This is a genomic window from Blautia sp. OF03-15BH (assembly GCF_003463065.1).
In the GTDB taxonomy this organism is placed as follows: domain Bacteria; phylum Bacillota; class Clostridia; order Lachnospirales; family Lachnospiraceae; genus Limivivens.
Genome location: NZ_QSCM01000001.1, coordinates 442,709 through 467,246, shown reverse-complemented (window position 1 = coordinate 467,246; position 24,538 = coordinate 442,709). Strand labels below are relative to the sequence as shown.

General features: G+C 47.3%; 20 protein-coding genes. 14 read left to right on the top strand and 6 right to left on the bottom strand.

The window, feature by feature from the left end; genetic code table 11:
- Window positions 1-3 precede the first annotated feature (3 nt).
- From DXA57_RS02120 to rpoD, 7 genes are all read left to right on the top strand, one after another.
- Window positions 4-969, top strand: a complete 966-nt coding sequence (locus DXA57_RS02120; RefSeq protein WP_117764240.1) for a glycosyltransferase family 2 protein — start codon at window positions 4-6, stop codon at window positions 967-969.
- Window positions 970-1,349: 380 nt separating this feature from the next.
- On the top strand, window positions 1,350-2,750 hold the full coding sequence (locus DXA57_RS02115; RefSeq protein ID WP_117764239.1) for an undecaprenyl-phosphate glucose phosphotransferase: 1,401 nt from the start codon (window positions 1,350-1,352) through the stop codon (window positions 2,748-2,750).
- A gap of 25 nt (window positions 2,751-2,775) precedes the next feature.
- Complete coding sequence (locus tag DXA57_RS02110; protein WP_117764238.1) at window positions 2,776-4,215, top strand: LCP family protein; 1,440 nt, start codon at window positions 2,776-2,778, stop codon at window positions 4,213-4,215.
- Window positions 4,215-5,138: a glycosyltransferase family 2 protein gene (locus DXA57_RS02105; protein ID WP_117764237.1), complete on the top strand. Its 924-nt coding sequence runs from the start codon at window positions 4,215-4,217 to the stop codon at window positions 5,136-5,138. The genes DXA57_RS02110 and DXA57_RS02105 overlap by 1 nt, the downstream gene beginning before the upstream one ends.
- A gap of 159 nt (window positions 5,139-5,297) precedes the next feature.
- Window positions 5,298-6,803, top strand: coding sequence for a S1C family serine protease (locus DXA57_RS02100; protein ID WP_117764236.1), 1,506 nt, complete (start codon window positions 5,298-5,300; stop codon window positions 6,801-6,803).
- Window positions 6,804-6,984: 181 nt separating this feature from the next.
- Entirely contained in the window at window positions 6,985-8,439 is a 1,455-nt protein-coding gene (clpX, locus tag DXA57_RS02095) for an ATP-dependent Clp protease ATP-binding subunit ClpX (RefSeq protein ID WP_117764235.1), read from the top strand.
- 145 nt (window positions 8,440-8,584) lie between these two features.
- Window positions 8,585-9,718 (top strand): RNA polymerase sigma factor RpoD, encoded by a 1,134-nt coding sequence (gene rpoD / locus DXA57_RS02090; protein ID WP_117764234.1) that lies wholly within the window; start codon window positions 8,585-8,587, stop codon window positions 9,716-9,718.
- Between the two features lie 63 nt (window positions 9,719-9,781).
- Here the strand turns inward: rpoD and DXA57_RS02085 are convergent, their stop codons facing one another.
- From DXA57_RS02085 to DXA57_RS02070, 4 genes are read right to left on the bottom strand one after another with little or no spacing between them, the layout of a single operon-like run.
- Complete coding sequence (locus DXA57_RS02085) at window positions 9,782-10,120, bottom strand: EamA family transporter (protein ID WP_117764233.1); 339 nt, start codon at window positions 10,118-10,120, stop codon at window positions 9,782-9,784.
- A complete protein-coding gene (locus DXA57_RS02080) occupies window positions 10,113-10,463 on the bottom strand; it encodes an EamA family transporter (RefSeq protein WP_117764232.1) in 351 nt (116 codons plus the stop codon). The genes DXA57_RS02085 and DXA57_RS02080 overlap by 8 nt, the downstream gene beginning before the upstream one ends.
- Complete coding sequence (locus DXA57_RS02075) at window positions 10,460-11,695, bottom strand: ATP-grasp domain-containing protein (protein ID WP_117764231.1); 1,236 nt, start codon at window positions 11,693-11,695, stop codon at window positions 10,460-10,462. The genes DXA57_RS02080 and DXA57_RS02075 overlap by 4 nt, the downstream gene beginning before the upstream one ends.
- Window positions 11,695-12,633, bottom strand: coding sequence for a glycosyltransferase family 2 protein (locus DXA57_RS02070; RefSeq protein WP_117764230.1), 939 nt, complete (start codon window positions 12,631-12,633; stop codon window positions 11,695-11,697). Before DXA57_RS02070 ends, DXA57_RS02075 begins: the two co-directional genes overlap by 1 nt.
- A 331-nt stretch (window positions 12,634-12,964) precedes the next feature.
- Between DXA57_RS02070 and DXA57_RS17430 the strand changes: the two genes are divergently transcribed.
- The 6 genes from DXA57_RS17430 to DXA57_RS02040 all read left to right on the top strand — a co-directional run bounded on the left by DXA57_RS17430 (window position 12,965) and on the right by DXA57_RS02040 (window position 21,679).
- Window positions 12,965-15,832, top strand: a complete 2,868-nt coding sequence (locus DXA57_RS17430; protein ID WP_117764229.1) for a hypothetical protein — start codon at window positions 12,965-12,967, stop codon at window positions 15,830-15,832.
- Window positions 15,833-15,998: 166 nt separating this feature from the next.
- On the top strand, window positions 15,999-16,193 hold the full coding sequence (locus DXA57_RS17155; RefSeq protein WP_117764228.1) for a hypothetical protein: 195 nt from the start codon (window positions 15,999-16,001) through the stop codon (window positions 16,191-16,193).
- Window positions 16,138-16,722, top strand: a complete 585-nt coding sequence (locus DXA57_RS02055; RefSeq protein ID WP_117764227.1) for a hypothetical protein — start codon at window positions 16,138-16,140, stop codon at window positions 16,720-16,722. Before DXA57_RS17155 ends, DXA57_RS02055 begins: the two co-directional genes overlap by 56 nt.
- Window positions 16,719-18,338, top strand: a complete 1,620-nt coding sequence (locus DXA57_RS02050; RefSeq protein ID WP_117764226.1) for a GH3 family domain-containing protein — start codon at window positions 16,719-16,721, stop codon at window positions 18,336-18,338. The genes DXA57_RS02055 and DXA57_RS02050 overlap by 4 nt, the downstream gene beginning before the upstream one ends.
- A 4-nt stretch (window positions 18,339-18,342) precedes the next feature.
- The gene (locus DXA57_RS02045; protein ID WP_117764225.1) at window positions 18,343-20,859 is read left to right on the top strand and encodes an HD domain-containing phosphohydrolase; all 2,517 of its coding nucleotides are present in this window, start codon (window positions 18,343-18,345) and stop codon (window positions 20,857-20,859) included.
- Between the two features lie 94 nt (window positions 20,860-20,953).
- Window positions 20,954-21,679: a polysaccharide deacetylase family protein gene (locus DXA57_RS02040; RefSeq protein ID WP_158571209.1), complete on the top strand. Its 726-nt coding sequence runs from the start codon at window positions 20,954-20,956 to the stop codon at window positions 21,677-21,679.
- Here DXA57_RS02040 and DXA57_RS02035 read toward each other — a convergent pair.
- Together DXA57_RS02035 and DXA57_RS02030 are read right to left on the bottom strand one after the other, a co-directional pair.
- Window positions 21,664-22,602 (bottom strand): putative ABC transporter permease, encoded by a 939-nt coding sequence (locus tag DXA57_RS02035; protein ID WP_117764223.1) that lies wholly within the window; start codon window positions 22,600-22,602, stop codon window positions 21,664-21,666. The two genes, DXA57_RS02040 and DXA57_RS02035, sit on opposite strands and share 16 nt — an antisense overlap.
- A gap of 181 nt (window positions 22,603-22,783) precedes the next feature.
- Window positions 22,784-23,446 carry a lysozyme family protein gene (locus DXA57_RS02030; protein ID WP_158571208.1) on the bottom strand — a complete coding sequence of 221 codons (663 nt, stop codon included), beginning with the start codon at window positions 23,444-23,446 and terminating at the stop codon, window positions 22,784-22,786.
- Between the two features lie 232 nt (window positions 23,447-23,678).
- Here DXA57_RS02030 and dapF point away from each other — a divergent pair, with 232 nt between their 5' ends.
- Entirely contained in the window at window positions 23,679-24,530 is an 852-nt protein-coding gene (gene dapF / locus DXA57_RS02025) for a diaminopimelate epimerase (protein WP_117764221.1), read from the top strand.
- Window positions 24,531-24,538 lie beyond the last annotated feature (8 nt).

The following is a 24,538-nucleotide window of genomic DNA, read 5'->3' as shown; positions in this document are numbered from 1 at the left end:
AGCATGAAGAAACAAGTATCTGTCATTATTCCAAATTTCAACGGGAGAGATTATCTGAAGGACTGCCTTGCTTCCCTGAATCAGCAGCATTTCCGGGATTTTGAAGTGATCCTGGTGGATAATGCCTCTACAGATGACAGCCTGTCGCTGGCAAAAGAACTCTGTCCGGCGATCAAAGAAATCCTTCTTTCTGAAAATTTCGGCTTTTGCCGGGCTGTGAATGAGGGGATCAAAGCCTCGCGTGCTCCGTTTGTGCTTCTTCTGAACAATGATACCGTGGTGGATCCGGATTTTGTGGGAACTCTTTATGAGGCGATCAAAGGAAAAGAAAAAGTGTTTTCCTGCGCATCCCAGATGAGAAAAATGACAGATCCGTCCCGGATGGATGACGGAGGCGATTTTTACTGTGCGCTTGGCTGGGCCTTTGCCAGAGGAAAAGACAAGCCCTATGAGAAATACACAAAGCCGGGAGCAATCTTCTTCTCCTGCGCCGGAGCTGCGATCTACAGAAGAGAAGTCTTTGAAAAGATCGGATATTTTGATGAGATCCATTTTGCCTATCTGGAGGATCTGGATGTTGGCTACCGGGCAAGGATCTTCGGCTATGAGAACCGCTATGAGCCGAAAGCCATTGTATATCATATGGGAAGCGGAACGACCGGTTCCCGCTACAATGAGTTCAAGGTACGTTATTCTGCCAGGAATAATCTTTATGTGGTTTATAAAAATATGCCTGTTTTTCAGCTGCTGCTGAATCTTCCGTTTCTTCTGGCGGGCGGTATCATTAAATATTTCTTTTTCCGGAAACGAGAGATGGGCGGTGAGTACTTCCGTGGCCTGAGAGAAGCGTTTCCTTTGATGAAACCGGAAAAAAAAGTACGGTTCCGACCTGAAAATTTTCCTCACTATGTACGGATTCAGATGGAACTCTGGGGGAATATTATAAGAAGAGCCATGGAGTTTCGATGAAATATAGGTTGCCCTTTGCGGTATTTTAGTGTATTATAACAGAAAAACGGATGCCTGTGAATTGCTCCGCGGCAAAGCAGCCTATCACAATTCTGGCATCATCATAAAATGGTAACTGTTCAGGACGTTCAGCCCAACAGGCCACAGACACGCGCATTGCATGCGCTATCGCTGCGTTCGCAGCTTCTGTCTGAGGCTAATGGGTCTACATTGCCATTTCGGTCCGCGCTAAACGAGTCCCACTGGGACTCAGCGCCGTTCCGCCCATTCCAAAATGAAAATTCATTCTATTGCAAACGAGTTTGCATAGTCTGATTTTTCATTTTGCTGATGTTCTGAACTGTTACAATAAAATGTAGAAATATACGGGAGGAACGGGAATGATAAAAGATAACGAGCGGTTTTTTTACCGTATCCACGTTGTCATTGATGCGTTTGTGATCGCATTATCTTATCTCTTCGCGTGTTTCCTGCAGCTGGGTTTTTTCATTCAAAAAGACATCGGACGTCTGACCACAGAGGAATACCTTCTGCCGCTGCTTTTCGTGGTACCGGGGCTTCTTCTGCTTTATTATGCATTTAATCTGTATACGTCAAAGCGGATCCAGGGACGGCGTCTGGAGATCGGAAACATTGTAAAAGCCAATTCCCTGATGCTTCTGATCTTCCTTTCTGTTCTGATGCTGAGCCACATGGACGATTTCTCACGTCAGCTGGTTTTCCTGTTTTACGGGATCGACACCGTGCTGGAGGTGATCGTTCGTTTTCTGATCCGTTATGTACTGGTCAGGATGCGGAAAAACGGCATGAACCTGAAAAGGATCCTGCTGGTGGGATACAGCCGGGCGGCAGAGGAATACATCGACCGGATCAATTCCAATCCCCAGTGGGGGTATGTGGTCCGGGGAATCCTGGATGATAGTATTGAACGGGGAACGATGTACAAAGGAGTGAAGGTCATCGGCAGGATCGATAATCTGCTGGTGATCCTGCCGCAGAATCATCTGGATGAGATCGCCATTACCCTTGGTCTGAACGAGTATTACAAGCTGGAACGGATCGTGGGACTTTGTGAAAAATCAGGAGTCCACACAAAATTCATTCCGGATTATAACAATATCATTCCGACCAAGCCTTATACAGAAGATCTTCTGGGACTTCCGGTCATCAACATCCGCCATGTGCCTTTAAGCAACACCTTCAATATGATGGTAAAGCGTTGTATGGATGTCTGCGGTTCCCTGGCGGCGATCGTAGTCTTTTCGCCGGTGATGCTTCTGATGGTACTGCTCATCAAGCTGACCTCACCGGGACCGCTGATCTTCAAACAGGAGAGAGTCGGCCTTCATAACCGGCCATTCCAGATGTATAAGTTCCGTTCCATGGAAGTACAGAAAGAACGGGATGAACAGAAATGCTGGACAGTGAAAAATGACCCAAGAGTGACAGGAATCGGAAAATTTATGCGAAAAACCAGCATTGACGAGCTTCCTCAGCTTTTTAATGTGCTGAAAGGAGATATGAGTCTTGTTGGACCGAGGCCGGAAAGACCTCAGTTTGTGGAAAAGTTCCGGGAAGAGATTCCGCGGTATATGGTGAAACACCAGGTTCGTCCGGGCATGACCGGATGGGCACAGATCAATGGTTACAGGGGAGATACTTCGATCCGGAAGAGGATCGAGTATGATCTTTATTATATTGAAAACTGGACAGTTGGACTGGATCTTAAAATCCTGTTTCTGACCTGTTTTAAAGGCTTTATCAATAAAAACGCGTATTGAAAACATCCATCGAAAAGGGGATATTATGTCAGAGAGAAGAAATCAAAGAGAAACAACAGAAAACGGCCAGAATTATACACCGGCAAATCAGGAAGGAAACGGAGCTTATCACCAGCAGGGAGCACCAAACGGTCAGAACTATGGTCCTTATGGTCATCCGCAGCAGGGAAATCCCTACGCAGGTCAGAATGGTTATCAGCAGGGACCGTATAGCCAGAACCGTCAGAATGCTTATGGCGCCGATCCGAATCAGAACCGTCAGGGCAGACCACAGGGCGGACCTCAGGGGGATCCGAGGTATGGACAGAACCGTGGTCAGGCAGGAGCGGGGTATGGACAGCCGCGCCAACAGGGAGCTTATCGCGGTCAGGGCGGACCGAATCCTTATTATCAGAACCGTCAGGGGGCTCCTTATCCCGGACAGATGCCTCCGAAGAAAAAGAAAAAGGGTCACAGAAAGCTGTTTTTTGTACTGGAAGTACTGGTACTGGTAATCCTTGCAGGAGGTCTCTATGTCTTCTCCAAACTGAATAAAATGCAGCAGGTAAATATCAAACCCGGTGATGTGATCGTCAACAAAGAAGTACAGGAAAAAGAGCCGGAAGTAGCAAACAGTTATACGAACATTGCACTTTATGGTGTGGACTCCCGTGAAGGACAGCTCACCATCGATGCGCATAGTGATGCGCTCATGGTGGCAAGCATCAATGACAAGACAAAAGATATCAAACTGTTGTCTGTTTACCGTGATACGTATCTGGATAATACCAACGGTGAATACCGGAAGGCTACGGAGTGTTATTTCTTTGGCGGTCCCACACGTTCCATCAGCATGCTGAACAAGAATCTGGACCTGGATATCCAGGATTACGTAACCGTAGACTTTAACGTAGTGGCAGATGTGGTGGATGCCATCGGCGGTCTCGAGATTGATGTACAGCCGGAGGAGATCCAGTGGATCAATGGTTATCAGACGGAAGGATCCCAGGTGACCGGAAAGGAGATCGTAGAAGTGACACAGTCCGGTCCGCAGACCCTGAATGGACTGCAGACGCTTTCCTACTGCCGTATCCGTTTCACGACAGGTGATGACTATAAGAGAACGGAGCGTCAGAGAGATGTGCTGAACAGGATCCTGGAGAAGGTGAAGACTATGCCGGTGACCACGCTTGTCGGCATTGTCAATGACATGTTCGATCACATCAGTACCTCACTGACGTTGACGGAGATCATAGATCTTGCAAAGGATGTGGCTTCTTATAATCTGGTTGATACGACCGGCTTCCCCTTCAACAGCACACCGATGACGCTTCCTACAGGAGGCGACTGTGTGGTTCCGGTCAATCTGGCAAACAATGTTCTGCAGCTTCATCAGTGGATGTACGGAAGTGACAGCTATGAGAGTGTTTCCAGTACCGTGCAGGAGATCAGCGACCGTATCATCAACGAAACAGGGGCGCAATAATGACAGAACAGAAGAAAATTGATGTTGTGATCCCGGCTTACAAGCCGGGAGAAAAATTTCAAAAACTCATAAAAATGCTTCAGAAGCAGACATATCCGGTTCATGAGATCCTGATCATGAATACAGAGAAAGCATATTTTCCGGAGGCCTCCGTTGCGGGGCTTCCGAACGTGCGTGTGGAGCATGTGACCCGGGAGGAGTTCGACCACGGCGGCACCAGAGACAAGGCTGCCAGACTTCTTTCCGGGGATTTTTTTCTTTTTATGACGCAGGATGCGGTGCCGGCAGATGAATATCTGGTGGAAAATCTGGCAGCAGCTTTTGAATCTCCGGATATCGATGCAGCTTATGCAAGGCAGCTTCCGGCAGCGGACTGTGCGTTGATTGAGCGTTATACCAGAAGCTTCAACTATCCGGATACGCCGTCAGTGAAGACAAAGGCAGATCTTCCAAAGTATGGGATCAAGACCTTTTTCTGTTCCAATGTCTGTGCCATGTACCGGGCATCCACATATCAGAAGCTTGGAGGATTTGAGAAAAAGACTATTTTTAATGAAGACATGATTTTTGCTGGAAAGATCATCCTGAACGGCGGCAGCATCGCTTATGTGCCAGCCGCCAGGGTCATCCATTCTCATAATTATGGAAATCTGGAGCAGCTTCGCCGGAACTTTGATCTGGCAGTTTCCCAGGCAGAGCATCCGGAGATTTTTGCATTGGCAAGCTCTGAGAGTGAAGGTATGAAACTGGTAAAACAGACGGCAGAGTATCTGGTGAAAAGTGGTCATCCCTGGCTGCTTCCTGAACTGGTAGTCAAAAGCGGTTTTAAATTTATCGGCTACCGGCTCGGGAAAGAATACCGGAAGCTGCCGGAAAGCCTGGTAAAAAGACTTTCCATGAACAAGAGCTACTGGGAAAAATGAACACAGAAGCGACAAGGGTTTTTCAAAGTTTCTTAAAACACTTATCACAGAATAAACACAATTCCTTGGTACACTCTAGTCATAGCAAAAAAGAAAAGCTATAAAAGATCAAAACAATAACAAAGATTGATATAAAGGAAAACAGAGGAGGAATTGACCATGTCAGAAGAATTCAGAAACAACCAGGATGAGAACCTTGAGGAGAACGGTTCTGTATACCATTACAATTATATCAACAGTGAAAGCAGCAATTTTGGAAAGAGCCCGAAGCATGACAAGGATCTGAGAAAAATGATGAAACGTGCAGCTGCCATTGCACTTGCAGTTGCTCTGGTAGGCGGCTCTTTCGGAGCAGGCAGCTATGTAAGCACTCATTACGGTGCAGTAGCCCAGGCATCTGAGACGGAAAGCGAGAGCGAGACCGAAGGAACAGAGGCTTCCACCGTGGCAACCGCCAGTGCAGCAGATGGAACGACCTACAGTGTACAGGAGATCGTGGCAAATGCCATGCCGTCCATGGTAGCTATTACAAATAAAGGCGTTCAGGAGGTACAGAGCTACTTCTACGGACAGACCTATCAGCAGGAAACCGAGAGCACAGGTTCCGGTGTGATCATCGGCCAGACGGATGATGAACTTCTCATTGCAACGAATAATCACGTAGTATCCGGAGCACAGACCTTGTCTGTCTGCTTTTCCGTTGATGCGGAGGATAGTGATGACCTGGTGGTATCTGCTGATGTAAAGGGTACCGATCCGAACCATGATCTGGCAATCGTTACCGTAAAAATGTCTGATATTTCGGATGATGTAAAGAGTAAGATCAAAGTGATGGAGGTCGGAAGCTCGGATGACCTGGCTCTTGGTGAGCAGGTAGTTGCCATCGGTAATGCGCTTGGCTATGGTCAGTCTGTTACGACCGGTATCGTCAGCGCTCTGGACCGTGAGGTTACTGTTGAGACAGATGACGGAAATACCGTTACCAATAATATGATCCAGACGGATGCTTCGATCAACCCGGGCAACAGCGGCGGCGCACTTCTGAATATGAAGGGTCAGCTGATTGGTATCAACTCTGTAAAAGCATCTGCTACCGGCGTGGAAGGTATGGGTTATGCCATTCCGATCGATACGGCAATGCCGATCTTCGAAGAACTGAAAGAGATCCAGAGCAGAGATATTGTGGATGAAGACAAACGTGGTTTCATGGGTATCAAACCGGTGGACATCACCAGCGAAGCAAAACAGATCTATAACATGCCATCCGGTGCTTTCGTATATGAAGTGACCAATGATTCTGCTGCTGAGAAAGCAGGCTTAAAGAAAGGCGACATCATCACAAAGATGGATGGTGTGATCATTTCTTCTGCTGAGGATCTGTATGAGCGTATGCAGTATTATGCAGCAGGTGATGAGATGAAGCTGACAGTCGAAAGAGCTGAGGGCGGCGAGTATAAAGAGCAGGAGTTTACACTGACTCTTGACGAAAAACCGGAATCCGCAAAGACTTCCACCAGTGGACAGGATATGCAGGGAAATAACGGTCAGAACGGAAATGGTCAGAATGACAATGATCAGAATGGTGATGACAGCGAGGGTGAAAGCGGAGACGATTCCATGCAGGATCCCTTCAGCCAGATCTTCCCGGAATATTTCAGAAGATAATCCGGCAAACGAAAGAAAATAGAAGCAAAAAGAGACGGGGATGCAAAAATCCCTGCCTCTTTTTTGCATGTTTACAAAATCTTCACTTGTGTGTTGACGGATTCTGGGATATAATTAGAACATATGCAGATTTTTGCAGTCGTCTGTGACAGGACGGCTGTCATAAATGAAGGAGAAATGAATGTCAGACGATAAAGAAATTTTAGTTGACGATAGAGAAAAGAACGAAAGCACAGAGAATCAGGATCAGGATATCCATGAGGATGTGTGCTTTATTTGTCACCGGCCTGAGAGTAAGGCCGGAAAGATGGTACATCTTCCGCAGAATATCTGTGTCTGCTCCGACTGTATGCAGAAGGCTTTTGATACCATGAACAATGGGGCCTTTCCTTATGGGGATATGATGATGAATATCCGACCGGAGGATCTGAAAAACCTGACGTCCAATATGCCGAATATCAGTATGATCAATCTTTCCGATCTGATGAACCAGCAGATTCCGGAACGTCAGAAGATCAAGAAGAAAAAGAAAGAAGAGGCACCGAAGAAAGCGTTCGATATCCGGTCTATACCGGCACCGCATAAGATCAAAGCTCAGCTGGACGATTATATCATCGGACAGGAATATGCCAAAAAGGTTATTTCCGTAGCTGTCTATAACCATTATAAACGGGTGGAGACAGATACCATGGACGAGATCGAGATCGAAAAATCCAACATGCTCATGATCGGTCCGACCGGATCCGGCAAGACGTATCTGGTAAAGACACTTGCCCGTCTTCTGGATGTGCCACTGGCAATCGCGGATGCCACCTCTCTTACGGAGGCGGGGTATATCGGTGATGATATCGAGAGTGTACTTTCCAAGCTTCTCGCTGCAGCGGATAACGATGTGGAGAAAGCGGAGAAAGGCATTGTATTTATCGACGAGATTGATAAGATCGCAAAGAAGAAAAACACCAGTCAGAGAGATGTCAGCGGCGAATCCGTACAGCAGGGTCTGCTGAAGCTTCTGGAGGGCAGTGAAGTGGAAGTCCCGGTAGGAGCAAACAGTAAAAACGCCATGGTACCTCTGACAACTATGAATACAAAGAACATCCTTTTTATCTGCGGAGGTGCATTTCCAGGCCTTGAGGATATCATTAAGGAACGGCTGAATAAGCAGGCTTCTATTGGTTTCCAGGCAGATCTGAAGGATAAATACGATGCGGATCCGAATCTTCTGGAGAAGGTGACTCTGGAGGATATCCGGAATTTCGGCATGATACCGGAATTTATCGGAAGACTTCCAATCGTATTTACCCTTCGGGGACTTGATGAGGATATGCTGGTCAAGATCCTGAAGGAGCCGAAAAATGCCATCCTGAAGCAATATCAGAAACTTCTGGCGCTGGATGAGGTACAGCTTGAATTTGATGAGGAGGCGCTCCATACGATCGCGAAGAAAGCGATGGAGAAAAAGACGGGAGCCCGGGCACTGCGTGCTATCATCGAGGATTTCATGCTGGACATCATGTATGAGATACCAAAGGATGACAATATCGGCGAAGTAACCATTACCAGCGATTACATCGAGCATAAAGGCGGCCCGATGATTACCATGCGGGGGATTCCGGCTCTGGAGAGCAGGAACTGACAGAACTTTCGTCTGCGCGGAAAAAGCTGCCATATAAGTACAAAAGAGCAGAAAAACCGGACTTCTTCCGGAATTATGCGCGAAAGTTGACAGAAAACACCCAAGATGGTATGTTATCAACGAGATTATGGTGAGGAGAATAATTATGGATGAAATGCAGCAGGAACAGTTTACTAAGGCTCTGACCGGATTGGTAGAACTGGCAAAGACCAAGAAAAATGTCCTGGAGTACAATGAGATCAATGATGCATTCCGGGGCTTTGACCTGACAGAAGATAAAATGGATCTGATCCTGGAGTACCTGGAGAAGGCCAATATTGATGTGGTAAATTCCAGTATTGAAGAAACTGGAAAAGAAGATGATCTGCTTCTTGGCGACGAGGATGATATCATTCTCAGCGAAGAGGATGAGGTGGAAATCATCGATGATGTGGACGTACTGGAAGGTGTCAGCACCGAGGATCCTGTCCGCATGTATTTAAAGGAGATCGGTAATGTACCGCTTCTGAGCACCGAAGAAGAGATCGAGCTGGCGAAAAAAGTGGAAGAAGGAGACGAGGCAGCGAAGAAAAAGCTGACGGAAGCAAACCTTCGACTGGTCGTCAGCATTGCAAAGAAATACGTGGGCCGCGGCATGCCGTTTCTGGATCTGATCCAGGAAGGAAATATGGGATTGATGAAGGCCGTGGATAAGTTCGATTATTCCAAGGGCTATAAATTCAGTACCTATGCGACCTGGTGGATCCGTCAGGCAATCACCAGAGGAATCGCGGATACCGGAAGAACCATCCGTGTGCCGGTACATATGGTAGAGACCATCAACAAAACTCTTCGTATGACCAGAACACTTTTGCAGGAGCTGGGACGTGAACCAACCCCGGAAGAGGTGGCAGAACGTCTGAATGTTCCAGTGAGCCGTGTAAGAGAAGTACTGAAGATTTCCCGTGATCCGGTATCTCTGGATACACCGATCGGTGAAGAGGATGACAGCCATTTAGGTGATTTCATTGAGGATGATTCCGCACTGTCTCCGGCTGACTCCGCCGCATTCTCCATGCTGCGTGAGGAACTGAATACCGCTCTGGAATCTCTGACAGACAGAGAACGTCAGGTGGTGGAACTCCGTTTCGGCTTAAGAGATGGAAGAGCCCGTACACTGGAAGAGGTTGGCCGGGAGTTTAACGTTACCCGTGAGCGTATTCGTCAGATCGAGGCGAAGGCACTCCGGAAGCTGAGACATCCTTCCAGAAGTAAGAGACTGAAAGATTTTCTGATCTGACAGGTGTTGCTCAGATCGTAAATAAAAAACAGGCGTGGCAATTTGCCATAGCCTGTTTTTTTCTTAAAGACTGTAGATCAGAATGCCTGCAATGATCAGCAGGTTTCCGATGAGTTTCCTTTTTGAAATCTTCTCGTGCAGAATGAAGACAGAGAGAAGAAAAACAAAAACATAAGCCAGAGTATCAATAATGGAACCATATTTCATATCGACTCTGGTATAGGCGTAAGTGTTGGAAAGCAGTACACCAAAAAAGATAGCGTAGGCCAGAATCACCCGCCAGTTCAGATATTCCGCCAGGAAATTTTTGTGCTCCCGGTTGGCACTCTCTTTTAAGAGAAGCTGGGAAACAGCAGTGAGAAAGGCTCCCGCTGCCATGATCAGGATAAAAGGATTATTCATCGCCGGACACCACCATTACTCCGAGAAATACCACCAGCATGCCGATGATATTGTTGATTGACAGGGACTCTTTAAAAATCAGCACAGCCCAGAGCTGTGACCAGATCAGGTAAACGCTTTTGTTAGCATAGGCAGTGGAAAGATCGAATTTTTTCATGACCATCTGCCATGCAATCGCGTAAATACCGCAGTTTAAAAGCATCAGAAACAAAAAAAGGTAAAGAAGCGGTGCCTGCAGTCCGTGCTGATTATACTGGATCGATGCAGCCTTGGAGAAAACTCCTGTCAAAGAAAACAGGAGAACATTCAGATGAAGCTGCAGATATTTTTTCCATCGGTTCATGAGAGATTCCTTTCTGAAGTTTCCTTCTCCCAAAGGCGGGAAAGGGATGTTCCGTTGATTTCAATGGCATCCTGGATAGAAGTGATCAAAGTATCCAGTTCTGCTTCTCTGGAAGCAGCAAGGATCACTTGTCCGATGCGGTCGGTACCGTTTTTGACTTTTTCAACGGAATCTCCAACTCCGTAATCGAGAGAGAAGGAAATCCCTTCATTTCGGAGATTGTGAAGCCGCTCTTCATCCATCGCAGTAATGATGCCATCTACCGGGGAAAAGAGAAGCTTTGCCATACAGGGCGTAGTATGTTCGTAAGAAAAATCGGGCTTTTCACTCAGGGCGGCTTCCAGCATTTTCCGGTAATAATCAAAGCCACAGTACATGGAAATGAGTTCCGGGATACAGGTGGCACCGCAGCGCCCTCCGATCTCCAGAATATACGGAACACCATCAGAAATCATAACATCCGCATTGAACGCACAGTTATCCAGCCCGGTAGCCCGGATCGCTTCTGTAATAGCCTCAGTAATGGCTGTCAGAAGAACTGTGTCTGCTTCATAAGGAAAAGCATGACCGCCCGGCAGGGTCGTATGACCGGCAGTGACCACGAATTTTTTATGAGGAAGGAGAAGCTTTACTTCGCCGTCCAAGACAAAACCATCTACACCGATCTCCTCTCCGGCTACATATTTTTCAGCCAGAATATAAGGAAGATGAGTGACGGAACAGGCAGCTTCATAAGCTTCCTTTACTTCTTCCAGGGAATCTGCTCTTACAATGCCGCGGCTTCCGGAACTGTCTGTGGCCTTCAGCATAATGGAAGAAGCCTGTTCCTGAAAGAAAGCCCGGGCTTCCGCAAGAGAAGTGACACGGCAGAAGGGGATGCTTCCTGTTACGGATGCTTTTCGGAAAACTTCCCGCATAGTCAGTTTATCCGTTACATGTTCTGCGGCTGCCAGAGAGAGACCGGGAAGATGAAGAAGCTCAGCTGTACGTCCGAGCGTACGGATGGCAACATCTGTTCCGGTGGTGCAGATGCCCTGGATCTCTTTTTCGCAGGCTGCCTTTAAGATACCGGCTTCATCTCTGGTATCCAGATAAAGGCATTCGTCAGCGAGGGCAAAGCCCGGATAGGGGCCCGGGTAGCTGACGACCAGCGTGTAAAGCCCCATTTCTTTTGCTTTTAAAATAAGGGGAACCTGGTAGATACCGGCTCCCAGGATCATGATCTTTTTCATCAGGGTTCATCCTTTTTTTCCGTATTTCTGACCTCACGGACAATGTACTGAGGTGTATGGCTGATGCTCAGCATGATCTTTCCCATGTATTCGCCCAGAATTCCGAGCGCCAGCATGGAAAGGCCGAAGAAAAAGCACATGACACACATCAGGGAAGCCCAGCCGATCTGAGCTGAGGGGGCAATGATCTGGCGGATGATCACAGCCACGGCTCCTATAAAACCAGTGACAGAGAACAGGATTCCAAGATAGGAGGAAATCCGTAAAGGAATTGTGGAAAAGTTAAAATAAGCCAGCCACAGGCGCACCAGTTTACGGAAGGTATAATTGGAACTTCCATATTCACGCTTGAAATGCTCGATCGGAACGTCTGCAATATTGTGTGTCACACGGTAAAAAATAGCGTCCACATATGGATTGTAACTGGTATATTTGATGACCTCATTCCGCACCATGCGGGTAATGACCCAGTAGTTGCTGGATACGATAGTCTTGGGGCGTCCTAAAAGAACACGGGAGGTATAGGCATTGAACTTGCTGGTCAGATTTTTGATAAAAGAATTTTTCCGGTAAGGATACTGGCCGTAGACCACATCGTAGCCTTCCTTCATCTTTTCCAGCAGAATAGGAAGCTGTGAGGGATGAGTCTGCATATCATCATCCATGCCCACGATGAGATCACCGTCCGCATAGTGGAACGCTGCCATAAGGGCATTGTGCTGACCGAAATTTTTGGCCAGGTTAATGGCTTTGACGAAGGGATATTTTTCCGCCAGACTGCAGAGAACATCCCAGGTATTATCCTTGGAATAATCATTGACAAGAACGAACTCCGCTTCATATTCCGGAGATTTCCGGATCTCTTTTAAAGTAAGCTCCACCAGCTCCGTGATGGTGTGTTCCGAGTTATAACAGGGAACGACAACAGAAATCAGCATGGTCTTTCTCCTTTATATATTTCTATAAATGCAGAATTGCGAGAGCTGCTTTGCAGCGGAGCAATTCGTAAGCATCCGTTGTGGGCAAAAAATTTTCACCCAACATCTTTTTATCATACTACAAACTGTTGGAAAAAAAAAGAGTCGTTTTCTTGCAAATATTCCGGATACTTACAAAAATATAAGAGAAAACATATATTCTAAGCAGGTTTTCATAAGAAAAAATTAAGTGGTAACTTGCAATCCCTCATGCTATAATATTGTCAGAAAAAGGTCGTATATCCCGCGCGGCCGTTCAAGTTTCAACAGAATCTATGGGAGGAGGATTTTTATGAAAGTAAAGAACTGGATGAAGTATCTTTCTATGATGATGTCACTGGTACTTCTTATGACAATGGTTCCGTCAGCCACTGCTTTTGCGGCAGAAGACGGCAGCGGAAAGATCGTTCTTACATCTTTTGAAAAACTGGAAAAACCAGAAAAAGACCATTTTGAACAGGGAACGGAAGAAAAGGATCTGAGTCTTCCGGAAAAGATCAAGGCATACGATGCAGAAGGAACGGAGTATGAACTGACGGAGCTGAAATGGACGATCCGTCCGGTAAAAGCCGAGGACGGAAAGGAAGACATGGATGCAGAACCAGTCAAATACGATCCGCTGGTTACAGAACCGGGCGAATACATTTTCACCTTAAAGCTTTCTGATGAGTACGAATTTGTACCCGCAGAGGACAGTGAGGAAAAGGAACTTCCGAAAGTGGATCTGACCATTGATCCGAAGGAAGAAGTAACGGAAGCTCCGACCGAGGAAGTGACAGAACTGGCGACGGAAGCCCCGACCGAGGAAGCGACAGAACCGGCAACGGAAGCTCCGACCGAGGAAGTGACAGAGCCGGCAACGGAAGCTCCGACCGAGGAAGCGACAGAACCGGCAACGGAAGCTCCGACCGAGGAAGTGACAGAGCCGGCAACGGAAGCTCCAACTGAGGAAGTGACGGAACCGGCAACGGAAGCCCCAACTGAAGAAGTGACAGAACCGGCAAAGGAGGTCCTGGATACAGAGGAAACTCCGGCTTCCGATCTGGGGGCTTTAAACGATGCACCGATGGTAAGTCTGGTACTTCCGGAAAAAATGGAAGTGGGCAAGGCTTATCAGCTCCAGTACAAGATCTCCAACGAAGAACTGGCAGCTGCCGGTGAGTCCAGTGTCAGCTACAGTGTACAGGATGGCAGCGAATTTGTGGATATGCCGGATCAGAGCGGAAACTTTACCGTACTTGGTGCAGGAACCGTGGCTTTTCAGGTAAATGTTGTTCTTGCAAACGGAACAGAGCTTCAGGCATATGCTCAGGGCGAGACCGTTCCGGCAGAAGCAGCAGAAACTCCTGCAACAGAAGTTCCGGATGAACAGGATCCTTCGATTGCGGATGATCCGACAGCACTGCCCATGGATGGCGATGACCAGAAGCCGGTAGCAGAAGATCCGGCGACTCCGGAAAATCCGACAACCCCGGCAGCACCGGAAAACCCAGCGGCTCCGACGACGCCGGCGGCACCGGAAAATCCAGCAGCTCCGGCAGCACCGGAAAATCCAGCGGCTCCGACGACGCCGGAAGCTCCTACAACCCCAGCAACCCCGGAAACACACTGGTATGACGGTATGACACTTGCCATCAGTACACCGGGATCCGGTGAAGGAAGTCTGGCAGTGGGAACGGATTATCCTCTTGGTTACACTCTGACAGCTGCAGATGGTTCTGCTGTTTTGCAGGATCAGATCCCTCAGGGCGTGTCTGCAGTTTACAGCGTATCAGATACAAACCTTGCAGAGATCGTCAAAGCAGAAGACGGAAGCCAGCTCCTGCGTGTGAAAGAAGCAGGAAGCTTCACGGTTCAGGTAAGTCTTGACGGACTGACTTCGGCAGCCGTTTCTTATACCTCTGCCAGAAGCAGTGCAGCGGAGCTGTTAAGTTTTGCAGTGGGAGATATCAGTGCAGTACCGGAGAATGGTGAAATCCATATCACACTTCCCTGTAATTCTGCATTAGATGTGGCAAATATCACACCGGTGATCACAGTCAGCGAAAAAGCAAGCGTAAGTCCCGCATCTGGAACTGTCATGGATTTCTCTGATGGTGCTGCAAAGACCATTACGGTTACTGCAGAGGACGGTGTTACTGTGAAAACCTATCAGGTAACCGTTACAAAGGCTGCTCACAGCTTTGGTGACTGGTCAGTGACCAAAGAGGCTACCTGTACAGAAGCAGGTGAGGAGAGCCGAACCTGCAGTGTTTGCGGAACCGTGGAAACAAAAGAGATCCCGGCCAAAGGTCATACTGTTGGCAAGGAATGGGTAACGACCAAGAAAGCAACTTGTACCAAGGAAGGAAAAAAAGTACAGAAATGTACCGTCTGCGGAGAGGTTGTAAATACCAAGACCATCAAAGCACTTGGCCATGAATGGGAGACCATTACCAAAGAGCCTACCTGTACCGAGGCTGGAGAAGAATACAAGAAATGTACGAGATGCAGCGAGATCAAAGATAAGAAAACACTCGAGGCTCTCGGTCATGACTGGAGTGACTGGAAGACGACGGTTCAGCCGACGACCACCAGCAAGGGAAAACAGGAACGTACCTGTAAACGCTGCGGAACGACAGAAACGAAGGAAATCCAGCGTCTGAATATCATCGGCAATGCTTCCAACAACTATATCTGGGGCTTTACTAATCCGGCAAAATATCCGGTAAATTCCGTGATCACTTTTGAAGCCATTGGCGACGGCACAGATAATGAAGAGCCGATCAGCGGAGATGTACGTTATGTACCGACATCCACATGGAATCTGGTCAATGATTATAAATGGGGCAACAACGGTTATACAGCCAGCTTCCGTATTACCAAAGCCGGAAACTACACACTGAAGGTTACCTTTATGAAGCAGGTCTATGATGGTAGCAATTGGGTGGATTCCGGAGAAACTGTTGTCAGCACGCAGGACTTTACCATTGCAGGAGAAGGTCAGTTTACGGATGAAAACGGAAATGGTACAGGAAACACCAAGAATCCGGATGAAGTTATTGGCGGTGGAGTAAAGACAGGAGATGATTCTCCGATCGCAGTACTGGTTACCGTTCTGGTAATTGCAGCAGCACTGTTGATCATTTTGGGAGTATACCGCAAGAAAAAAAATAAATAATAAGTAACAGGATCTGAAACGACAGAGGCCGGACATTGAAAGAAAAATGTCCGGCTTCTTTTTGTGCGTAGTTAACAGACACGCTTTTGTCAACTCTTTCGTAAAACGGCTTTAATAGACGATTTTTCAGAGGAAGAAAGAGTAAAGAAAAGAAAAAAAGAAAAAAATGGAAGAAAGTATCAAAAAAACAGAAGAAATGAACAGGATATCGCTTGCGGAAGGAAAAAGAGTATTATATAATAAAAATGTTCCGGAAAAAGAGTTTTTTTTAGAACATTATCTGGATGAAAAGGAAAGAATGATCGATGACTTGGACAGAAATCATCGGAAGTATGGGATTTTTTTGTTACTTCCTTTATGATATCAACAGCGTGACATGGAAAAATAAATTCCTGCAGCGCTTTTTTCTTGTCGGGACACTGCTGGTAGCGTTTGCTACAGGTGGTATGGTTGTCCGCGATTGGAAGACAATTGTAAGCCATCCTCTGCAGGCGGTCCTGTTCGGAACCGCCGCACTGGTGCTTTTTTGCCTGCTGGTCTATACGTTGTTTTTTGCACTGCCATTTGAAGAAACTTACGTAGAAGAAAATCATGAGAGGAAAACCTATACGGAGGGCATGTATGCATTGTGCCGTCATCCGGGGGTTCTCTGGTTTGCTTTGCTTTATCTGGCTTTGGCCGGAATGATCGGAACTCTGCGCGCAGCAGGGGACAGCTGTCTTTTGATATTCTGGAATACCGTTTATATCTGTCTGCAGGATCGGGTGATCTTTCCGCAGACATTTTCTGATTATGGCAAGTACAGAGAGACAACGCCTTTTCTGTTTCCTGACAGGGAAAGTCTTGGGCGATGCCTGCGATTTTTCAAAGGGAAAGGAGGTAGGTCATGAGTCTCAGTGAACAACTGCAGAAACAGCAGTATCAGGAAATCTGGAATCAGTATTGTGGTTTCCTGGATCTGAATATGGAAGAGTATATGAATATTCAGAAGCGGCTGATGGAAGAACAGATCTCCCTCTGGAGCAACAGTATCATTGGAAAAACGATCCTGAAAGGGAAAACTCCCGGAAACATAGAAGAATTCCGGGAAATGGTGCCGCTGACTGATTATGAAGATTATGCGGATATCCTTCTCCGGAAAGATGGAGATAGTCTTCCGGGCAATCCGGTGATCTGGATTCAGACGACCTGGGAAGGAGGAAAACATCCCATCAAAGTGGCACCTTATACCCGGAGTATGCTGGATACCTTCAGGAATAATGTGGTAGCCTGCCTTCTTCTGGCGACCAGCCAGGAAAAAGGAAAGTTTTCTTATGAAGAAGGAGACAAAATGCTTTATGGTCTGGCGCCGCTTCCCTATGCAACGGGGCTTCTTCCACTACTTCTGGGAGAAGAAACAGATATCCGTTTCCTTCCGGAAGTAAAAGAAGCAGTGAATATGAGCTTCAGCCAGAGGAACAAGCTGGGCTTTAAGCTGGCTCTGCAAAAAGACGTAGAGCTCTTTTTCGGCCTGGGGAGTGTCGCTTATGCCGTGAGTCAGAGCCTGGCTTCTTCCGGGGCAGGAAGTAAGGATCTGGCCAGTCTTTTGAAGTGCGACCCGCATATGCTTTACCGGATGGCGAAAGCAAAACGCCTCAGCAAGAAGGAAAACCATCCCATTCGCCCGAAGGATCTGTTTGGGTTGAAGGGCTTTATGGTGGCAGGAACGGATAACCGCTGCTATAAGGATGAACTGGAGGAGCTTTGGGGCATCCGTCCCATGGAGATTTTTGCCGGGACGGAACCTTCCCTGATCGGAACAGAGAGCTGGACGCGGAAAGGGATGTATTTCTTCCCGGACAGTTGTTTTTATGAGTTTATCACAGAAGCGGATATGGAAAAAAATGAGGAAAATCCTTCTTTTGTACCGCATACGCTTCTGATGGACGAAGTAGTACCGGGAGAAATTTATGAACTGGTGCTGACTGTCCTCAAGGGAGGAGCCTTTGCAAGATACCGTTGCGGAGATATGTATCGCTGCGTTGGGCTTAGCAATCGGGAGGACGGAACCAGGATCCCGCGCTTTGAATATATTGACAGAGTTCCTTCGATTATTGATATTGCCGGTTTTACCAGGATCTCAGAAAACGGGATCACAAGTGCCATCCGGCTTTCCGGCCTGCCTGTCCACAACTGGGCGGCAGCGAAGGAATTCAATGAAAACAACCGCCCATTTTTACATATGTATGTAGAAGTGGAAAAAGGGGCACTTGCAGAAAGAGCAGTAAGTTCCGAAATCTTAAAAGAGATTCTTTCCACGTATTTTAAATATATTGATCAGGATTACCGGGATCTCAAGAAGATCCTGGGTATGGATCCTTTGGTGGTTACCATATTGAAATGCGGAAGTTTTGATGCTTATAGTGAAAAATATGGAAAAACACTCCGGCATATGAATCCGTCACGCAGAGAACTTGCGGAACTGATTCGGATGCAGGAGCGGCCAGAAACGTACGGATGGAGATAAAAAGATGGGAACTTATGGATATATTTCGTGTATTGCACTTTTTTGCTATATTTTCATGCTGCTGCTTATGCTGGCGGCACGGAGAAACCGGATCGCAAACAGCTTTCTGATCCTTCTCATCGGTATGATCTGCTGGACGGGCGGTTCTCTGCTCATGAGAAATCTGATCTGGCCGGGCTATGTGTTCTGGTATCATGTATCGCTGTTTGGACTGTTTGCCCTGCCGCTCGGATATTACCGATTCATTACAGAATTTGCGGGAAAGCCGAAGACGGGAGGCTGTATTTTCTACGGTCTGTTTTATCTGCTTCTGTTTGTTTTCAATGTACCCGGTGGCTTTTTCCTAGCTCCGCCGGAGCTTCTGGATCATAATGGAACGGTGTCATTTGTGTATCACATGAACTGGCATACGATCCTTCTGTTTCTGGCAGGAGGATTTACGGTGATTCATGTTTTAAGTGTTCTGTTGCACTTCAGCAGGAAAAACAGGACCATGGGCAAACAGTTTCAGCCGATCGTTGTGGGGATCTTTTTCCTTTTTGCCGGTCAGCTGGCACTGCTGATCCCTGCTTTTGAAGGGTTCCCCATCGATATTCTTGGAGGACTGGTCAATGCATGTCTGATCATGTATGCCCTGATGAGAAGAAGGCTGTTCCAGCTTCGGCTGCTTGCCTCTGAGGGCTTGTGTTACGGCGTTGGTCTTCTTTTGAACTTTGTCCTTTATTTTAATCTTTCGCCCTATATCACGGAGGCGATGAACAAGATCCTTCCTCAGACTTCAAGCTATTATTCCCTGGTCTTTTCCATCTGTTTCCTGGGAACAGCCATGGTGCTGGCTCTGGTCTGGAGAGAGATCATGAAAAACGTTTTTGTAAAAGAAGAGCTTCAGCAGGCGGAAGATCTGAAAAATTTCAGCAGTGCGGTATCAAAGAGTCTCTGTGTCAGAGATATCCTGGAAGAGATCGTCCGGGTGATCCAGCGTACCGTGGAGGTGGAGGGTATTTATATCTGCATCCAGCAGACGAATGGTGACTATCGGACGGAGCATAGTGACCGACCGCTGAATGACCTGTCCTTTTTCATGAAAAAAGACAATCCTCTGGTCCGCTGGCTGAAAAGCAGAGAAGGGATCCTTATGAAGGAATTCCGCACAACAGTAGAATATAAGGCAATGTGGGAAGAGGAAAAAAATCAGCTGCAAGAGAAAAAGGTCGAAGCCTGTATTGGGTTAAAAGATGGCGATCAGCTGGTTGGTGTACTTCTTCTCGGAGAGAAAAAAGGAAAGAAGAAGCTGGACAATAACGATCTGAAGCTTCTGAATTCCATCGCATCTGTTGCTTCCATTGCCATCAAAAACGCCCGGCTTTATGAACAGGCTTATCATGAGGCGAGAACGGATGAACTTACCGGTCTTCTGAACCGGAAGTATTTTACGGAAGTACTGAATGAAGAATTTGAGAAAAACAAAGAAGGTTCGCTGGCACTCATTATCATCAATCTGGATGATTTTAAGCTTTATAACCAGCTTTACGGCACCCGTCAGGGCGATCAGGCCTTAAAACGGGTAGCAGATATCATCCGCGCCAGCGTAGGTGCGAATGGTTATGTGGCACGCTACACAGGAAAAGAATTTGCCATTCTTCTTCCGAAATATGATGTCTATGCTGCCAGAGGGCTGACAGAAGCCATTCAGAAACAGATTTTCAACATGAACCGTGATTCGGCAGACTGTAAGCTGAAGGTACTGACCATCAGTGCCGGCATCAGTGCGGCTCCCTATGCGGCCAGGAATGTGAAGGAACTTCTGGAAAATGTGGATATGGCAGTTTACCATGTGAAGCGGAACGGCAAAAACGGCATCAAAGTTTTTGATACGCTGGTACAGGAAGAACTGTCGGGAAAGGAAGGCAAGTCCGACCATGAGCATATTTATCAGGAATATGAATCCACGATCTATGCCCTGACAGCAGCGATTGATACAAAGGACCATTATACCTTCCAACATTCCAAAAATGTGGCGTATTATGCTACCGAGCTTGCAAAGGCACTGCATCTGAATCCGGATGTCATAGAGGTGATCCGTCAGGCGGCTCTTCTCCATGATGTCGGAAAGATCGGTATTCCGGAGACGATCCTGAATAAGCCGGCAAAGCTTACGGATGAGGAATATGAGGTCATCAAAGGTCATGTAGAAGCTTCCATCGGTATCATCCGTCATCTGCCGTCTCTGGATTATGTGATCCCGGCCGTCATCGGTCATCATGAGCGTTATGATGGAAAAGGGTATCCCAGAAGGATCGCAGGAGAGGATATTCCTCTGACAGCCCGAATCCTCTGTGTGGCAGATTCCTTTGATGCGATGACATCCAGACGTTGCTATAAAGCAGGAATGCCTCTGGAACGGGTCTTAAAGATCCTCAGGGAAGAAGAAGGGCACCAGTTTGATCCGAAACTGGCCAGAACATTTGAAGAACTGATCGAGAATGGAACGATCCGTGTAGTAAAAGAGTCCGGTGTGTAAAAAACGCAGGGCTCTTCTTTTATACAGAAACCGCATATCTTGTTCTGCTTTTCATAAAATGAGTAAGAGAAGAAATAAAAAGGGAGCGGATCAAATGGATGTAAGAAAATTCCGCGGAGCAGGAGTGCTGCTGCTCTGTCTGTTGTTGACGGCGGCAGGGATCTGGAATTTTCGCCAGACCAGTCAGAACGTGGCAGTGAGAACGGTTGGGAACACAGGGCCGGTGAATGCGGTTGATACGGAAGAATCGAAGATCGGCCTGCTTTTTCAGGTGACAGGAAGCGGAGCACAGACGGAAGAGGTCTTAAAAATCCTTCGGGAAAAAGGGAAAAAAGCCACTTTTTTCGTGACAGAAGCCTGGGGAGAGCAATGGCCGGAGCTGGTAACGGAGATCGTACAGGAAGGACATGAGCTGGGGATTTTGAGCCAGGAAGGCAAACGCTCGGACCTGCTTACAAGGAAAGAGGCAGCCGGTATGCTGGAACAGGCGGGAGAACGGCTTATGGGGCTTACCGGGAAAAAAATCCAGTTGTTTCAGGAGAGAGGCAACCGTTACGGGGAAGGCCTTTTAAATGCCGTTCAGATGGCCGGAGCAATTCCTGTGGGCTGGTCTGTAGATGTAGAAGACTGGAAAGATTATGACAGTGATGTTATTTTTCAGATGGTGGCCGGAAATGAAAAACTCTGCCCGGGAGCTTTACTGCTTTTCCATACCGGGGCAAAAAATATGGCTCCGGCTCTGGAAAAACTGATTCCAAAGCTCGGAGCCATGGGATATGACATGGTGCCCGTCGGGGGGCTTTTTCACTTTTCTTTATGAGATTTTTCAGACATGATCTCCTTTAATTCGTTAAGAGCAGTCTGAAACTTCGGAGAAGAGATGGTCGGATGCGCTTCCAGCATTGCTTTGCGGAAAGAGCCAAAACGCTCTGCCAGTGCTTTGCGGTATTCATTATCCACGATATAACGGGTTTTCAGCTGATCCAGTTCTTCGCGGAAACCGGTCAGCTGTCTGCCGGAGCGGTTTTCTTCGGTAGGCTCATGCTTTTGCAGGAAATCCAGTTTGGATTTAACTGCCTGCAAAGTGCCGGACAGGCGGTCTTTGGAATTGGAAAGTGTCTGGACAGCTGCGGTCTGACCGGTGAAAGCGATGATGGCATCCAGACGGGACTGGACCTTTTCCATCTCTTCTCTGACAGCGGTCATCTTTGTCAGCACATCCTTGATATCCAGAGCAGCCTTGAAGGAAAGGGAGAAATCAGCTGCAATGTAGATGGACAGCACAAGAACCAGGATCCCTTCTGGTTTTTGAGGAATGGCATTTACGACCGTTTCCACCGGCAGCTGCAGGACATGGACCATGGCCAGTGTGAGAAAGCCCCAGGCAATACTGGTGCCCAGACAGATGTGTCCGTTCAGGTTCAGAGGCTGATCACTGTAGTCCCAGTAGCGGACCTTGAAGAGTGCTTCCATGGCAGCTCCGGTAAAATATTCCAGAATCGTGGCTCCTATGGCGCCGAAAAGGAAGGTCAGAAAGATATTGTCACGAACCGGAATGGTCACGAAAAGCATGATGACAGCCCCGGAACCATAGAGAGGAAGGAAGGGACCACGCATAAAGCCGCGGTTGACCCATTTTTTCTGATGAAGAGAAACGTAGGTAGATTCAAAGCACCAGCCGAGAAAGCAATAGATGTAAAAAAACATCAGCCAGTCCACGGTGGTATAAATTTCATAGTTCATAAAATGACTCCTTTTGAATGATAAGTGGCGAAAGTTTGCAAGCTGCCTTGCAGGAAAGCAAGACAAAGATGACTGCCGGCGTAAAAAATTTTGCTCCTAATCTGTATTGTAGTGGATAAATGAAAAAAAATCCAGTTATATTTGCGATGACACCGGGAAAGCACTCCGGACCGTGAGATCTTCAGGAGCGGTAATAGCGGAGCACATGGGAAACATATTCCGGATCGCCGTATTGATTCCATCCCAGTTTGATCTTCATGTTCTCGGAAAATTCCAGGGCGTTGTCCGGAGAATAGCCGCCGTAATTGGTGAGTGCCCAGGAGGCATAGGAATTTCCGTAATTATAAGTCTGAAGGGCCAGTTTGAGCCGTTCTTTCTGGTTTGGAGCTGCACAGCCGGCTTCCTCCAGGCAATAAGCAAAGGTTTCCACTCCAACACGGATAGAATAATCCGGATCCGGGATGCTGTTTGGTGTATTGGCATACCAGGTGTTGAAGGGACTTTCCGAGGCCTGCATGACGTCAGGCACGGAACCTGCACTTTCCTGCTGCATGATGGCCAGAACGATCTGTGAAAAAGCAGGAATGGAATACTCTTCACAATATTGAAGGACCTGTTCCTGATACTGCAGGACAGAATCCGAGAGATCCACCGCCCTGCCTTTTCCGGAGCCGGAGAGCAGATGTGGGCCAAAAGGCGCGAAAAACAGGAGAAATACGATAAAAATCCCGGCAGCGGAAAGTCCGATACGGAAATGAAGCTGTCGTTTCCGTTCTGCCTGTGTAAGCGTGCGCCGCTTTCGCCTGGTGGGTTGTTTTTTTCTCTTTTTTTTGTCAGTTGTCATAAATTTCCTCATTGTCAGATTTTTTTTCACGGGATCCGTTTTTTTCAACCGTGCGATCGGATTTTCAGACAAGTCAATGGTCTGGGCATCTCGAAAACGCTATATCAGTATAACAGAGAAGAGATAAATGTCAAATCAGGATTCCCAAATAAAAACAGTCGTGGTAAAATAAGAGAACAGAAAAATGGCCGGTATCGTGATATCGTACCACGGCAGATGTAGGAGGCAGAAGATGAAATTTACAAAAATGCATGGCATCGGCAACGATTATGTTTATGTCAACTGTTTTAAAGAAGAGGTGAAAAATCCGGCGGCTGTGGCTAGATTTGTCAGTGACCGGCATTTCGGGATCGGTTCCGACGGTCTGATCCTGATCCGTCCTTCTGAAAAAGGAGACTGCACCATGGATATGTACAATCTGGACGGTTCTCAGGGAGCCATGTGCGGAAATGGTATCCGTTGTGTGGCAAAATATGCCTACGATTATGGGATTGTGGACAAAACGGATATTGCAGTGGAAACGAAGGCCGGCATGAAATACCTTCATCTGACACTGAAAGACGGAAAAGTATCGGAAGTGCGGGTCAATATGGGAGAACCGATCTTGAATGCAAAAGATATCCCGATCCTTTCCGGGAAAGAAAAAGTGATCGATGAGCCGATCGAGGTGGATGGAAAAGAATACCGTATAACTGGTGTTTCCATGGGAAATCCTCATGCAGTGGTCTTTCTGGATCATTCTCCAAAGGAACTGGATCTTACAAAGATCGGACCTTCTTTTGAACATCATAAGTGCTTTCCGGACCGGGTCAATACGGAGTTTGTTCGTGTACTGGACCGGAAAACAGTGGAAATGCGTGTATGGGAGAGAGGTTCCGGAGAAACCATGGCTTGCGGGACGGGAGCCTGCGCTGTGGCAGTGGCCTGCATTTTAAATGGCTTTACGGAAGAGGAAGTGACGGTAAAACTTCTGGGTGGAGATCTGAAGATCTTCTGGGACAGAAAGGAAAATCTGGTTTATATGACCGGACCGGCAACTACTGTTTTTGACGGAGAGATCCGCCTGCCGGAAGAAATCGCATAAGAAAAGGA

Excerpts from the sequence above, each read along its gene's own strand:
- DXA57_RS02110 (WP_117764238.1), top strand. The coding sequence starts at position 2,776 with ATGTCAGAGAGAAGAAATCAAAGAGAAACAACAGAAAACGGCCAGAAT.
- DXA57_RS17155 (WP_117764228.1), top strand. The coding sequence starts at position 15,999 with ATGGAAGAAAGTATCAAAAAAACAGAAGAAATGAACAGGATATCGCTT.
- DXA57_RS02040 (WP_158571209.1), top strand. The coding sequence starts at position 20,954 with ATGGATGTAAGAAAATTCCGCGGAGCAGGAGTGCTGCTGCTCTGTCTG.
- DXA57_RS02085 (WP_117764233.1), bottom strand. The coding sequence starts at position 10,120 with ATGAATAATCCTTTTATCCTGATCATGGCAGCGGGAGCCTTTCTCACT.
- dapF (WP_117764221.1), top strand. The coding sequence starts at position 23,679 with ATGAAATTTACAAAAATGCATGGCATCGGCAACGATTATGTTTATGTC.
- DXA57_RS02055 (WP_117764227.1), top strand. The coding sequence starts at position 16,138 with ATGACTTGGACAGAAATCATCGGAAGTATGGGATTTTTTTGTTACTTC.
- DXA57_RS02030 (WP_158571208.1), bottom strand. The coding sequence starts at position 23,446 with ATGACAACTGACAAAAAAAAGAGAAAAAAACAACCCACCAGGCGAAAG.
- DXA57_RS02035 (WP_117764223.1), bottom strand. The coding sequence starts at position 22,602 with ATGAACTATGAAATTTATACCACCGTGGACTGGCTGATGTTTTTTTAC.
- DXA57_RS02070 (WP_117764230.1), bottom strand. The coding sequence starts at position 12,633 with ATGCTGATTTCTGTTGTCGTTCCCTGTTATAACTCGGAACACACCATC.
- DXA57_RS02080 (WP_117764232.1), bottom strand. The coding sequence starts at position 10,463 with ATGAACCGATGGAAAAAATATCTGCAGCTTCATCTGAATGTTCTCCTG.
- DXA57_RS17430 (WP_117764229.1), top strand. The coding sequence starts at position 12,965 with ATGAAAGTAAAGAACTGGATGAAGTATCTTTCTATGATGATGTCACTG.
- DXA57_RS02100 (WP_117764236.1), top strand. The coding sequence starts at position 5,298 with ATGTCAGAAGAATTCAGAAACAACCAGGATGAGAACCTTGAGGAGAAC.
- DXA57_RS02120 (WP_117764240.1), top strand. The coding sequence starts at position 4 with ATGAAGAAACAAGTATCTGTCATTATTCCAAATTTCAACGGGAGAGAT.
- rpoD (WP_117764234.1), top strand. The coding sequence starts at position 8,585 with ATGGATGAAATGCAGCAGGAACAGTTTACTAAGGCTCTGACCGGATTG.
- clpX (WP_117764235.1), top strand. The coding sequence starts at position 6,985 with ATGTCAGACGATAAAGAAATTTTAGTTGACGATAGAGAAAAGAACGAA.
- DXA57_RS02050 (WP_117764226.1), top strand. The coding sequence starts at position 16,719 with ATGAGTCTCAGTGAACAACTGCAGAAACAGCAGTATCAGGAAATCTGG.
- DXA57_RS02105 (WP_117764237.1), top strand. The coding sequence starts at position 4,215 with ATGACAGAACAGAAGAAAATTGATGTTGTGATCCCGGCTTACAAGCCG.
- DXA57_RS02115 (WP_117764239.1), top strand. The coding sequence starts at position 1,350 with ATGATAAAAGATAACGAGCGGTTTTTTTACCGTATCCACGTTGTCATT.
- DXA57_RS02045 (WP_117764225.1), top strand. The coding sequence starts at position 18,343 with ATGGGAACTTATGGATATATTTCGTGTATTGCACTTTTTTGCTATATT.
- DXA57_RS02075 (WP_117764231.1), bottom strand. The coding sequence starts at position 11,695 with ATGAAAAAGATCATGATCCTGGGAGCCGGTATCTACCAGGTTCCCCTT.